The organism is Pseudomonas sp. KnCO4 (assembly GCF_045344305.1).
Lineage (GTDB): Bacteria > Pseudomonadota > Gammaproteobacteria > Pseudomonadales > Pseudomonadaceae > Aquipseudomonas > Aquipseudomonas anuradhapurensis.
In genome coordinates this window covers 5,171,696-5,185,654 of the sequence record NZ_CP174199.1, presented here as the reverse complement: position 1 = coordinate 5,185,654, position 13,959 = coordinate 5,171,696, and the positions used below count along the sequence as shown (strand labels likewise).

The 13,959-nt window shown below is 65.1% G+C and carries 8 protein-coding genes; 7 read left to right on the top strand and 1 reads right to left on the bottom strand.

Annotated elements, in window-relative coordinates:
* Window positions 1-6 precede the first annotated feature (6 nt).
* The 7 genes from ACJA3S_RS23925 (at window position 7) to hutG (ending at window position 8,274) form a co-directional block, all read left to right on the top strand.
* The gene (locus ACJA3S_RS23925) at window positions 7-858 is read left to right on the top strand and encodes a proline/glycine betaine ABC transporter permease (protein ID WP_170033255.1); all 852 of its coding nucleotides are present in this window, start codon (window positions 7-9) and stop codon (window positions 856-858) included.
* Window positions 855-1,685, top strand: a complete 831-nt coding sequence (locus ACJA3S_RS23920) for a glycine betaine/L-proline ABC transporter ATP-binding protein (protein ID WP_406820218.1) — start codon at window positions 855-857, stop codon at window positions 1,683-1,685. The genes ACJA3S_RS23925 and ACJA3S_RS23920 overlap by 4 nt, the downstream gene beginning before the upstream one ends.
* An 8-nt stretch (window positions 1,686-1,693) precedes the next feature.
* Entirely contained in the window at window positions 1,694-3,217 is a 1,524-nt protein-coding gene (gene hutH / locus ACJA3S_RS23915; protein ID WP_406820217.1) for a histidine ammonia-lyase, read from the top strand.
* 21 nt (window positions 3,218-3,238) lie between these two features.
* The gene (hutH, locus tag ACJA3S_RS23910; RefSeq protein ID WP_406820216.1) at window positions 3,239-4,771 is read left to right on the top strand and encodes a histidine ammonia-lyase; all 1,533 of its coding nucleotides are present in this window, start codon (window positions 3,239-3,241) and stop codon (window positions 4,769-4,771) included.
* Between the two features lie 64 nt (window positions 4,772-4,835).
* Window positions 4,836-6,239: an amino acid permease gene (locus ACJA3S_RS23905; protein WP_406820215.1), complete on the top strand. Its 1,404-nt coding sequence runs from the start codon at window positions 4,836-4,838 to the stop codon at window positions 6,237-6,239.
* Window positions 6,240-6,254: 15 nt separating this feature from the next.
* Window positions 6,255-7,460, top strand: a complete 1,206-nt coding sequence (hutI, locus tag ACJA3S_RS23900; RefSeq protein ID WP_406820214.1) for an imidazolonepropionase — start codon at window positions 6,255-6,257, stop codon at window positions 7,458-7,460.
* 10 nt (window positions 7,461-7,470) lie between these two features.
* Complete coding sequence (hutG, locus tag ACJA3S_RS23895) at window positions 7,471-8,274, top strand: N-formylglutamate deformylase (RefSeq protein ID WP_406820213.1); 804 nt, start codon at window positions 7,471-7,473, stop codon at window positions 8,272-8,274.
* Between the two features lie 60 nt (window positions 8,275-8,334).
* Here the strand turns inward: hutG and ACJA3S_RS23890 are convergent, their stop codons facing one another.
* Entirely contained in the window at window positions 8,335-13,866 is a 5,532-nt protein-coding gene (locus tag ACJA3S_RS23890) for a dermonecrotic toxin domain-containing protein (RefSeq protein ID WP_406820212.1), read from the bottom strand.
* Window positions 13,867-13,959 lie beyond the last annotated feature (93 nt).

Here is a 13,959-nt window from a genome sequence, read left to right as displayed (position 1 = left end):
GAACCTATGTTTCCTGACAACCTGACATTCTCCATCGCCGACTGGGTCAACGGCTGGGTCGACGCCCTGGTGACCAACTATGGGGATGTGTTCCGGCACATCTCCGACACCCTGCTGTGGGCGATCGTCAGCCTCGAAGGCGCGCTGCGTGCAACGCCGTGGTGGTTGATGCTCGGCGTGGTGGCAGTCATCGCCTGGCACGCTACCCGGCGTGTCCTGCCGACCCTGGTGATCACCGGCCTGCTGTTCCTGGTGGGCGCTGTCGGCCTGTGGGACAAACTGATGCAGACGCTGGCGCTGATGCTGGTGGCCACGCTGATCTCGGTCCTGGTGGGCATCCCCCTGGGCATCCTGTCGGCGCGCAGCAACCGCCTGCGCGCGGTGCTGATGCCGCTGCTGGACATCATGCAGACCATGCCCAGCTTCGTGTACCTGATCCCGGTGCTGATGCTGTTCGGCCTGGGCAAGGTGCCGGCGATCTTCGCCACGGTGATCTACGCTGCGCCACCGCTGATCCGCCTGACCGACCTGGGCATTCGCCAGGTCGATGGCGAAGTGATGGAAGCGATCAACGCCTTCGGTGCCAACCGTTGGCAACAACTGTTCGGCGTGCAACTGCCGCTGGCGCTGCCGAGCATCATGGCCGGTATCAACCAGACCACCATGATGGCCCTGTCGATGGTGGTGATCGCCTCGATGATCGGCGCCCGTGGCCTGGGCGAGGACGTGCTGGTCGGTATCCAGACCCTCAACGTCGGCCGTGGCCTGGAAGCAGGCCTGGCCATCGTGATTCTCGCGGTGGTGATCGATCGCATTACCCAGGCCTATGGCCGGCCACGCCATGAGGTGAGCAAATGAGCATGCAGTCGATCAGCAAGATCGAAGTGAAAAACGTCTTCAAGATCTTCGGCGACCGTGCCGACGAGGCCTTGCAGTTGATCCGCAACAACCACGGCAAGGACCAGGTGCTGGCGCAGACCGGTTGCGTGGTTGGCGTCAATGACCTGTCGTTGTCCATCGGCAGTGGCGAGATCTTCGTGATCATGGGCCTGTCCGGTTCGGGCAAGTCGACGCTGGTACGCCATTTCAACCGCCTGATCGACCCCACCAGCGGGCAGATCCTGGTCGATGGCGAGGACATCCTGCAATACGACATGGATGCCCTGCGCGAATTTCGTCGGCGCAAGATCAGCATGGTGTTCCAGAGCTTCGGCCTGCTGCCACACCGCAATGTGCTGGACAACGTCGCCTATGGCCTGAAGGTGCGAGGCGAGAGCAAGCAGCTGTGTGCCGAACGCGCCCAGCAGTGGATCGAGACCGTCGGCCTGAAGGGCTACGAGAAAAAGTACCCGCACCAGCTGTCCGGCGGCATGCGCCAACGCGTCGGCCTGGCACGGGCGTTGGCAGCGGATACCGACATCATCCTCATGGACGAGGCGTTCAGCGCCCTCGACCCGCTGATCCGCGCCGAAATGCAGGACCAGTTGCTGGAACTGCAGAAAACCCTGCACAAGACCATCGTGTTCATCACCCATGACCTGGACGAGGCCGTGCGCATCGGCAACCGCATCGCCATCCTCAAGGATGGCCGCCTGATCCAGGTCGGCACGCCGCACCAGATCCTCCACGACCCGGCCGACGAATATGTCGACCGCTTTGTCCAGCGCCGCGCGGTCGCGGTATGAGAGGCAGCATGTCGCAGGTCGATACGGTCATTCTCAGCGGCGCTGCACTGCGCTGGCAGGACATCGCTGCGGTCGCCCGCCAGGGGGCACGCCTGGAGCTGGCCCCGCAGGTCTGGGCGCGCATCGACAATGCCCAGGCGATCGTTCGCCATATCGTCGCCAGCGGTGAGCGCGCCTATGGCGTGAACACCGGGCTGGGCGCGCTGTGCAATGTGTCGCTGCAGGGCGAGCAGCTCAGCCAGCTGTCACGCAACACCTTGCTCAGCCACGCCTGTGGCGTTGGCCCGGCGCTGGCTGATGATCAGACCCGGGCGATCATCTGTGCGGCCATCTGCAACTACAGCCATGGCAAGTCCGGTATCCAGCGCAGTGTGGTCGAGGCATTGCTGGCATTGCTCAACCACGGCATCACGCCGCAGGTGCCGGCACAGGGCTCGGTAGGCTACCTGACCCACATGGCCCATGTCGGCGTGTGCCTGTTGGGCATCGGCAAGGTCAGCTACCGGGGGCAGGTTGTCGATGCCGCCCAGGCCCTGGCCGATGAAGGCCTGGCGCCGGTACAACTGGGTGCCAAGGACGGCCTGTGCCTGGTCAATGGCACGCCGTGCATGACCGGGCTTGCCTGCCTGGCCCTGGACGATGCCAGCCAGCTGCTGCAATGGGCCGACGTGATCGGTGCCATGAGCTTCGAAGCGCTGCGCGGTCAGATCGACGCCTTCGACCCCGAGATCATTGCCCTCAAGCCACATCCCGGCATGCAGGTGGTGGGCGCGAACCTGCGGGCGTTGCTGGCCGACAGCGAAGTGATCGCCGCCAGCAAAGGCATCCGTACCCAGGACGCTCTGAGCATCCGCTCGATCCCCCAGGTGCACGGCGCCGCCCGCGACCAGCTGGTGCATGTGGTGCAGCAGGTCGAGGCCGAACTCAACGGCGCCAACGACAATCCGCTGCTGCTGGGCACGCCGGACGACTTCCGGGTGGTTTCCCAGGCCAACCCGCACGGCCAGTCGGTGGCCCTGGCGGCCGACCTGCTGGCGATTGCCATGGCCGAGATCGGTGCGATCGCCGAGCGCCGCCTGGACCGCCTGGTCAACCCGCTGGTCAGCGGCCTGCCGGCGTTTCTGGTCAGCAACCCAGGGGTCAATTCGGGGATGATGATCGCCCAGTATGTGGCCGCCTCGTTGTGCGCGCAGAACCGCCAACTGGCGCAACCGGCAGTGCTCGACAACTACGTCACTTCCGGGCTGCAGGAAGACCATCTGAGCCTGGGCACCAATGCCGCGCTGAAACTGCACCAGGTGCTGGAGAACTGTTTCCAGATTTCGGCCATCGAGTACCTGCTGGCCGCCCAGGCATTCGAATTCCTCAACGGCCAGCGCTTCGGCGTTGGTACCCATGCCGCTTGGCGCCTGCTGCGTGAGCAGGTGCCGGCGTACCTGGAAGACCGCTGGCTGGCGCCGGACATCGCCCGCGCCGCCGCGCTGCTGAAATCTTCGCCCGCGCCGCAGCCTGTGCTGCCGGCCGCGCACTGAACAATAGAAAGGAGACGTTACGTGGAAGCCCTGAACCTTATCCCCGGCCAGCTGACCCTGGCCCAGTTGCGCCGCATCCACCAAGCGCCGCTACGCCTGAGCCTGGATGCCAGCGCCGCGCCGGCCATCGACGCCAGCGTTGCCTGCGTCGAGCAGATCATTGCCGAAGACCGTACCGCCTATGGCATCAACACCGGATTCGGCCTGCTGGCCTCGACCCGCATCGCCAGCCACGACCTGGAAAACCTGCAGCGTTCGCTGGTGCTATCCCACGCTGCCGGTGTCGGCGCGCCGCTGGACGATGACCTGGTGCGGCTGATCATGGTGCTGAAGATCAACAGCCTCAGCCGTGGCTTTTCCGGTATCCGCCGCAAGGTCATCGACGCGCTGATAGCGCTGGTCAACGCCGAGGTCTACCCGCACATTCCGCTCAAGGGGTCGGTGGGCGCCTCCGGCGACCTTGCCCCGCTGGCGCACATGTCGCTGGTACTGCTCGGCGAAGGCAAGGCGCGCCACAAGGGCCAGTGGCTGCCGGCCACCGAAGCCCTGGCGGTCGCCGGCCTCGAGCCGCTGACCCTGGCCGCCAAGGAGGGCCTGGCCCTGCTCAACGGTACCCAGGCTTCCACCGCCTATGCCCTGCGTGGCCTGTTCCAGGCCGAAGACCTGTATGCCGCGGCCATTGCCTGCGGCGGCCTGAGCGTCGAGGCGGCGCTGGGCTCGCGCTCGCCGTTCGATGCGCGTATCCACGAAGTGCGTGGCCAGCGTGGCCAGATCGACACCGCTGCCTGCTTCCGTGACCTGCTGGGCGATTCCAGCGAAGTCTCGCTGTCGCACAAGAACTGCGACAAGGTCCAGGACCCGTATTCGCTGCGCTGCCAGCCGCAGGTCATGGGCGCCTGCCTGACCCAGCTGCGCCAAGCCGCCGAAGTGCTGGGCATCGAGGCCAACGCCGTGTCGGACAACCCGCTGGTGTTCGCCGCCGAGGGTGACGTCATCTCCGGCGGTAACTTCCACGCCGAGCCGGTGGCCATGGCCGCCGACAACATCGCCCTGGCCATCGCCGAAATCGGCTCGCTCAGCGAGCGCCGCATCTCGCTGATGATGGACAAGCACATGTCCCAGTTGCCGCCGTTCCTGGTGGAAAACGGCGGGGTCAACTCCGGCTTCATGATCGCCCAGGTCACCGCTGCCGCCCTGGCCAGCGAGAACAAGGCCCTGTCGCACCCACACAGCGTCGATAGCCTGCCGACTTCGGCCAACCAGGAAGACCACGTGTCGATGGCCCCGGCTGCCGGCAAGCGCCTGTGGGAAATGGCCGAGAACACCCGCGGCGTGCTGGCCATCGAATGGCTGGGCGCCTGCCAGGGCCTGGACCTGCGCAAGGGCCTGAAGACCTCGGCCAAGCTGGAACAGGCGCGCCAGGCGCTGCGCAGCGAAGTGCCGCACTACGACCGTGACCGTTTCTTCGCGCCCGATATCGAAAAGGCCGTGGAACTGTTGGCCAAGGGCTGCCTGACCGGCCTGCTGCCGGCGGGTGTGCTGCCAAGCCTGTAATGCCCTGGGGCCGCTGTGCGGCCCCTTCGATCTCACGACCACAAAAACAACTCAAGGACGTGACATGCAACAAGCTCAAGCTCTCAAGCGCGGCCTGTCAGCCCGCCATATCCGTTTCATGGCCCTCGGTTCCGCGATTGGCACCGGGCTGTTCTACGGCTCCGCTTCGGCCATCCAGATGGCCGGACCGGCCGTGCTGCTGGCCTACCTGATCGGGGGCGCTGCCGTGTTCATGGTCATGCGCGCGCTTGGTGAAATGGCCGTGCACAACCCGGTTGCCGGCTCGTTCGGCCACTACGCCAGCACCTACCTCGGCCCCATGGCCGGCTTCATCCTCGGCTGGACCTACGCCTTCGAGATGGTCATCGTCGCCATTGCCGACGTCACCGCCTTCGGGATCTACATGGGCTTCTGGTTCCCGGAGGTGGCCCGCTGGATCTGGGTGCTGGGCATCGTCTTTGTGATCGGCGGGCTCAACCTGTGCAACGTCAAGGTATTTGGCGAGATGGAATTCTGGCTGTCGCTGCTCAAGGTCGGCGCCATCGTGGCGATGATCCTGGCTGGCCTCGGCATCATGGCCTTCGGTTTCAGCCAGGCAGGCAGCGCGCAGGCGGTGGGTATCGGCAACCTGTTCGAGCACGGCGGCTTCATGCCCAACGGCGTGGGTGGCCTGATCGCCTCCTTTGCGGTAGTGATGTTTGCCTTCGGCGGCATCGAGATCATCGGCGTCACCGCCGGTGAGGCCAAGGACCCGCAACGCGTGATCCCCAAGGCGATCAATGCCGTGCCGCTGCGCATCCTGCTGTTCTACGTACTCACCCTGCTGGTGCTGATGTGCCTGTACCCGTGGCCGCAAATTGGCAGCCAGGGCAGCCCGTTCGTGCAGATCTTCAGCAACCTGGGCATCGGTTCTGCCGCCGCGGTGCTGAACATCGTGGTTATTTCCGCCGCGATCTCGGCCATCAACAGCGACATCTTCGGCGCAGGCCGCATGATGTATGGCCTGGCCCAGCAAGGCCACGCCCCGCGCGGCTTCGGCAAGTTGTCCAGGCATGGCGTGCCGTGGATGACCGTGGTGGTGATGGGCGCCGCACTGCTGATCGGCGTGCTGCTCAACTACCTGATCCCGGAAAACGTGTTCCTGCTGATCGCCTCGATTGCGACCTTCGCTACCGTATGGGTGTGGCTGATGATCCTGCTCACCCAGGTGGCCATGCGCCGCAGCATGAGCCGCGACCAGGTGGCCCAACTGCAATTCCCGGTACCGTTCTGGCCTTACGGCCCGGCCATGGCCATTGCGTTCATGGTATTCATCTTTGGTGTGCTCGGTTACTTCCCCGATACCCAGGCGGCGCTGCTCGTCGGCGTGCTTTGGGTGGTGTTCCTGGTGGCGTCCTACCTGCTGTGGTGCAAGCCGCGCGCCGGGCAGGGCCAGCCGGCAGCGGAGCCGGCCGAGCTGCACCGCTAGCAAAGGAGATTGTGCATGACAACCCTCTGGCAGCACTGCCATGTGGCAACCATGGCCGAGGGCCGTTACTCGGCCATCGAAGACGCGGTCATCGTCACCCGTGACGGGCTGATCGAATGGATCGGCCCGCGCGCCGAGCTGGCGCCAGTCGAGGCTGAACACACGGTGGACCTGGGCGGCGCCTGGGTCACCCCCGGGCTGATCGACTGCCACACCCACGCGGTGTTCGGCGGCAACCGCAGCGGCGAGTTCGAGCAGCGTCTGCAGGGCGTGAGCTATGCCGAAATCGCCGCCCAGGGTGGTGGTATCGCCAGCACTGTGCGGGCGACCCGCGCGGCCAGCGAAGACGAGCTGTTCGCCAGTGCCCGTCAGCGGGTCCAGGCGCTGATGCGCGATGGCGTGACCACTATCGAGATCAAGTCCGGCTACGGCCTGGACCTGGCCAACGAACGCAAGATGCTGCGCGTGGCCCGGCGCCTGGCCGACGAACTGCCGCTGACGGTGCGTAGCACCTGCCTGGCGGCGCACGCCCTGCCGCCGGAGTACGCCGCTCGGGCCGACGACTACATCGCCCACATCTGCGACGAAATGCTGCCGGCCCTGGCTGCCGAAGGCCTGGTGGACGCAGTGGATGCCTTCTGCGAGCACCTGGCGTTCTCCCCAGCCCAGGTCGAGCGGCTGTTCATCAAGGCCCGCGAGCTGGGCCTGCCGGTCAAGCTGCACGCCGAACAGCTGTCGTCGTTGCATGGTTCCAGCCTGGCGGCGCGCTACCAGGCGCTGTCGGCCGACCATCTGGAGTTCATGACCGAGGAAGATGCCATCGCCATGGCCAAGGCTGGCACGGTCGCCGTGTTGTTGCCGGGGGCGTTCTACTTCCTGCGCGAAACCCAGTTGCCGCCGATGGACGCGCTGCGCCGCCACGGGGTGAAGATTGCCCTGGCCAGCGACCTCAACCCCGGCACCTCGCCAGGGCTGTCGCTGCGGCTGATGCTGAACATGGGCTGCACCTGCTTCCGCCTGACCCCGGAAGAAGCCTTGGCCGGCGTTACCTTGCACGCTGCCACGGCGCTGGGCCTGGGCGCTAGCCACGGCTCGCTGGAAGTGGGCAAGGTGGCCGACTTCGTCGCCTGGCAGATCGAACGCCCTGCCGACCTGGCCTACTGGCTGGGCGGTGACCTGCCCAAGCGCGTGGTGCGCCTGGGCCGGGAAATTCCCAATTGAGTGAGACGCGATGGACAAGGTACTGAGTTTTCACCAAGGCCACCTGCCGCTGTTGATCAGCATGCCGCATGCCGGCCTGCGCCTGAGCGACGCCGTGCGCGACGGCCTGGTCGAGCCGGCGCGCAGCCTGCCGGACACCGACTGGCATATCCCGCGGCTGTACGATTTCGCCCGCGAGCTGGGCGCCAGTGTGGTAGCCGCTGAGTATTCACGCTTCGTCATTGACCTGAACCGGCCGGATGACGACAAGCCGCTGTATGCCGGCGCCACCACCGGACTGTACCCGGCCACGCTGTTCGAGGGCGAACCACTGTTCCAGCCCGGCATGCAACCGACAGGCGAAGAGCGTGCGGCCTATCTGGAGCAGATCTGGCGCCCTTATCACAGCACCCTGCGCCGTGAGCTGGACCGGCTGCGCGAGCAGTTCGGCTACGCCTTGCTGTGGGATGCCCATTCGATCCGTTCGCGGATTCCGCACCTGTTCGACGGCAAGCTGCCGGATTTCAACCTGGGCACCTTCAACGGCGCCAGTTGCGATGCGGAACTGGCCGAGCGGTTGCAAGCGGTATGTGCCCAGGCGCAAGGCTACAGCCATGTGCTCAACGGGCGCTTCAAGGGGGGGCATATCACCCGTCATTACGGCGACCCGGCCAACCATGTCCACGCGGTACAGCTGGAGCTGGCGCAAAGCACCTATATGGAGGAAACCGAGCCGTTCACCTACCGTGAAGACCTGGCCCGGCCGACGCAGCAGGTACTGAGGGGGTTGTTGCAGGCACTGCTGGCGTGGGGCGCTGAGCGGTACGGGCGGTAGACTTCGGCGCTTGAAAACGGCGACGCGATGCAGGGCATGCGCGTCGCCAGGCAGCAGGGGTCAGTTGCCAGCGTCGCTGTTGATCTGCGCGAGGGTAAGTTCGCGCAGCAGCTCTTGCTCTTCGTGGTTCTTGTCTTCCTGCAGGCCTTGCTGCAGGTTCAACTCATCCTGAAGCGGGTGGTCCATGCTGGCCAGCTCGAGTACGCGCAGACGGTAGCGTGCCTCTATTTCGGCAAAGCGATCGGCATGTTCGGCGCGCAGGCGCGTGGTCCAGTCGCTGTTCGCCAGCATGTAGTCGACCAGTGCATCGCTCAGCTCACGCTGGCGGACCTTGTCCAGTACGCTGGACAGCTCACCGCGCGCCAGGTTCGCTGCACCGCGAAAACGCATGCTGTCAGCGATCGGTAGGTCCAGCTCCTTGGCCAGGTCGCGGCGGTAGGCCAGTCTCACCGAGACTATGTCTCCCGAGCCAGTCCGGTGTTCGGCCAGTTCCTCCAGCTGATCGATCCGGAACAGCTGCAGCAGGCGCCGACGCAGCGCTTGCAGCGTATCGCCTGCGTCGACCAGCAAGTGCTGGTTCATCAGATACAGTTCGATGTTGTTGAAGGTCTGCAATGCACCGTCATGGCAGGTCTGCGCCCCGGTCACAGGGTGGGGCAAGCCTTCCTGGGCGATCTGCTCCATCGTTGCGCGTTCTACCTCGTTGCTGAGCGCCGCCACCAGCATCAGGCGTACCCGCTCGCAGAAGGTGTTTCGCGTGTTCGGGTCGACATAGGGCGCAGCATTGTGCAAGCGGCCCACCAGGCGCAGCAGGTCGCTGCCCTCCAGCCGCTGCCAGCAGTCCTGCAGTGCTTCGTTCTGCGCCTCGTTGCCCAGCAGCCAGTCCTCCAGCCTCGGCGTATCGTCGCCCAGCAGAGGAAAGTGCGGGTGGTCGAGTGAGCCTTCACTCGAAGAGTTGACCAGTTGCAGGTTGCCTGGGATATCCAGGGCGAAGGAATAACTGTGCTGGCTGTCCGAAAATGCCCTTACGCGCAGGATGGTATCGAGCGGCAATGGGTTATCGAACAGGGCGATCGACGAGATCGGCATCGGGTTGTTCAGGTTGGACAGGATGTGCTCGGGCAACTCGCTGATGTTGTTCGAGCTCAAGTCCAGCAGTTCGAGGGGCAACAGGCTGTCACACCAGCTTGGCCAGGCCTGCAGGTTCATGTTGGTCAGCGCCAGTGATTGCAGGTTGCGCGACAGCTGTGCGGGCACCTGACTGATGCTGCCCGCGCGGTTGCCGGACAGGTCTATCGAGGTAAGGTGTTCCAGGCGCGCGAAGATGTCGAGCATGGACTGGTCGACCTCCAGGTCCATGTTGCGAAACTCCAGGTAGGTGAGTTGAGGTACCCGCGCCAGGGCAGAGGTCAGCGCAGGGGTAGCTGCCTGGTGGGCATCGATGGTCAACCGGGTGACATTGGGAAAGCGGCGCAGCAGTTCGTCGAGCTGCGAAGCGCTGCCACGCAGGCGAGTCAAGCTCAGCGCTCGTACGCGCTCGCCGAAGAAGGCCGGCAGCCGCCGGGGGAAGTGTTCGATGGCCACGTCCTCGAGTTGCAGGCGCAGGTACTGCAGCCCCCGCTCCTGTTGTTGCCAGAACTCACTGATCGCGGCCTCGATGCGCTGCCTGTCCGCCAGTGCCTCCTGGGTCAGTGGGTTGCTCGAACTGGAGGCGTGGGCCCAGCCATCGATTGCGTCCCGCATCTGCTGGCGCTCGCTGCGGATACGGCTGAGTTGCTCACTGAGCGCGACGGGCTGGTCAATGGCGATTCCGGACAGGTCGACGCCCTCGGTAAGCAGCAAACGCTGCAGGTCGTTTGCATTGATGCTGTTGCCCTGCAGCGAAATGACGGGCGGGGTGGCCAGGGTCGCTGCTTCATTGAGCAGAAACGCGGGCAAGCCCCGGAGATTGTTGTCGCGCAGGGACAGGTGGCCAATGCGGCCGAGGGCATCGCTGCCAATGCCGATGGGCCATTGTGACAATTGCATCTGGTTCAGCCCCAGGTAATCGAGGGTCAGCTCGTGAAAGCTGGGGCTGTTGTTCTGCGCCAGCCGATTGCCGCTCAAGTCCAGATAGCGCAATTGGCCAAGCCCGGACAACAGGTTCAGGTCGCTCTCGGACAGCGCGATGTTCTGATTGGTCAATGTCAGGCGTTGCAAGCGTGGCAGGCTCTCGGTGATGGTCGGCACACTGAACACGAAGGACGAGGGTGTTGCCCTGGGGTCGTAGGGGCGACTGATCTCCAGTGACTCGATGTTTCGCATCTGACCGAGCAGGCGTTGCAGCAGGCGCTCGTTCTGCGCCCAGCCTGCCAGCGATCCTGATGGCAGGTCGACCAGGCTCAGGTTACGCACCCGGGTGGTGAAGAAGTCGGGCAGGGTCAGGGGGATATCGGCCATGGGGACGCGGGTAATACGCAGCTCGGCAGCACGTTCGGCAGTTTCGTCCAGCGCGATGTCGTGCCAGTGCTGCAGGATCGACTCGCGCAGGCTGTCGTAGTCGCGTGCTGCCTGGTCGGTTGCCGGTGATATGGCTTCGCTCCAGTCATCCAGCCGGCTTTGCAGTTCGTTGCGCTGTTCGAGCAATGCCTGCAGATGCTCGAGCACTTGCGGCGGTGTACGGCTGCGGGAAAGATCGCGCAGAATCTGCTCTGCCGAGCGGCCGGTACGGGTGGCCAGCCCGGTCGCCTCGACGGCCTCGAGCAGGCGTGCGCGGCTAATGCCTTGTGCAGCTGCGCCGCCGCCACTGAGCGGGTAGCCCAGGCGGCCATCGGCCAGGCGCATGGGCGAGCGGTAACCGGGGCGCACCGGCTGCATGCGCAGCAGCGCCCTCAGCGCCGGGCGGGGGAGTAACGGGCTTTCCTGGACCAGCTGCTCTAGCGCCTGCTGGTCGGCAATCTGCATTTCCGTCATGGCTGCTGGCAGAGCCTGGTACAAGGCCGCGTAAAGGCTGGGGTAAAGGTTCACCACTGCACCCGGCTGGCTATCGTCGTGAACGATGTACCCGGCCTCGGCATGGGTAATGGTTTTGTACGGGTGACCCTCCAGCGGGCCCAGCTCATAGTCCTGTGCCGGCCAGGTCAGACGCTGCAGCAGCCGCACTCGAGTTGCAGCGGGCCAGCCCGGTAGCTGCGCCAGGGTGTGTACGATCAGGCGGTCGCTGTCCCAGTTCGCCACGCAGGCCAGGTACAGCCCTTCGTAGGCTCGGGCCAGGCGGATCTGTTGCTGGTAGACGCGAATTTCTTCGTTGAGGCGCAGTGACACCTTGCCGTTGCCGAGCATCTGCAGCTCGTTGCTGTCGGCGGCGCGGGCCAGTTCATTGGCCACCACTGCTGGCAACCGTGGGTAGGCCCGCTGCAGGGCCTCGGCACCCGGCGCGGGTGCGATCGGCAGGGCGCTGTAGGCCCTGTGGAATTCGGCAGGTCGCGTGCTGGCGCCAGGGCGCAGGCGGAGGGTGTCGTCCAGCCTGAATCGCTGCAAGGTGTCTTCGAGCAATGCCGGCAGCCGCTGGTTGGTCGCCAGGGCCCGGCGCAGTTGATCTTCGTCGCTGCCGCTGATGGCAACGATGCGCTCTAGCGTCGCCTCGTCGAAATGCGCGTTCAAGTGGCCGATACGGCGCAGCAACTGTGTGCCTGTCCAGCTCAGCGGCCGATCCGTTCCGAGCAGCCACGCGCCGGCGCCGTTATGCCGCAAGGGTGGTTGATAGCGGCCAGGGTCTTGCGGATGTTGCAGGCGGTATTCGCCGGTTGCTGGTTCCTGCCTGACAATGTATTGGTCGCCCTGCACAACCAGCCAGTGCCTGCCATTGTGCTGGCGCAGGCCGAGCGCGTCCGCCTCCAGGCCTGCGGGCAGCGCCTCGGTGCTGCGGTACGGGGCAAGGTCAGGTTTCCACAGCCTGACCTGGCCATCGGGCATTTCCACATCGTCCAGTTCCTCGATGAACGACGGCGTTTCAACGGGAATACGCTCTACTTCCGGTTGTTCCTCGTCGGCGTCATCAACTGCTGGCGCCTCCGCTGCGCTGCCGGCTGCGCCGCCCTGGGCTTCCCTCAAGGCCTTGGCCGCCGCGCTGAGGGCCGCCATGATCGCCACATTTTCGATGACATCGACCAGGTAGCCATAGGCAATGTCGCGTTCGTCGTTTTCCCAGGCTTCGATGCCGTCATACACCTCGAAAGCCAGCTGGGCCACACACACAGCCAGCATCGCCTCGCCCAGCCCCGGCACGAAGAAACCGGCGATGTTCAGGCCGGTGAGTACACGCCCGGCTATCAGTTCCCGGTGCGCCTGCGCGGTGCGCCGGTCGACGATTTCGGTCGGCACGGCATGGAACAGCGCATCCTTTTCATGGCGCTGGGCTTTCTGAAACGCCATGACACCCTGGAATGCGTGGCTGAACGGTGTGGCTACGGGATACAGGGTGGCATGCGGGTCGGCAACAGGCTCACGGACCCCTCGGATACTCCAGCCCAGCGGGGTGAGCCGGTCCCTCAGGCGGGCCGTGATCGAGGCTTTGTCGCGGTCGGCGATGTGCTTGTCCAGATAGTGGATATCGGCCTGCAGCCGTTCCCCGAGCTCGGCCATCAAGGCTTCCTGGCTGGCGAACTCCTTGAGCGGCAGCAGGCTGTCTTGCGGGATGTACAGGGCCACGGCCTGATGATCGACGGCGTGCAGGGTGATGAGCACCACGCCGGTCAGTTCCGCCTCCCACAAGTCGAGCAGGCTGAAGGTTACAGCCGAGCGGGGCGACGGCGCCTGGTCAAGGGGCGCGGCAAGGGCAGCGGTGTACAGTTGTTCGCTGATATCGCCCTTGAGCCGGGCGAAATGCAGGGCCTGCCTGAACGCCGAGACTTCGGCGCGCCCCAGGGTTTCATAGACGGCCAGTGCGGCTTCGTCGGCCTCTGCTTGCGGCATGCCCGCAGGGTAATAGATGGCATGCAACTGCTCGTGGTACTTGCCGCCGATATCGAGGGTACGGCACAAGTCGGCGAAAGCTTCGGCGGGGATTGCCACGGCATTGGTGATCGGCACCGTGCCCATGAAGCGGCGGTGGTCGAGGATCACCGACTTTTCCAGCAAGGCGCCGGGCACGTCCATGCCATGCTCTGCCGCGGCGTCCTGGTCGAAGTTGTGCAACGCGCAGTGGAGCAGCGAACGGGTGGCCCGGTCGATCGCCTGACGGCTGCCGATGGCATTGCTTGGGTTGATCAGGCGGGCGTCGACCAGGTAGGTATTGCGTACGTCCAGGTCAAGCCCGAAGCGCTGCCGGATGGCAGCGGTGAGCGTTTCGCTGGCGTAGGTCTCCAGGTCTGGTAGCTGCTCGAACAGTTTGTGCACCTGCGCCTGATGCTCGCGATGCCGGCCGTGTTCTTCCTGCCATGCTCTGGCGATGTCCGGTTGTCGCTGGATCGCTGCCGACAGCCAGGCGGGGGCCTGTTGCCAGTTGCGCATCGTGCGGTGGGTTTCGGGCGGGGCAAGCTTGAGCCAGGCGGGGATCTTGCGTTCGATGGTGGCGTAGTGAACGCCGGGCTGGGAAATCGCTGGGTTTGGCATAGCGGCGGCCTCGCTTGATAGGGCAACGGACTATCACCGGGGGGCCTGGCCCGTGTGGGGTAGATATGTCTGCCGCTGCACAGCGGACGTATC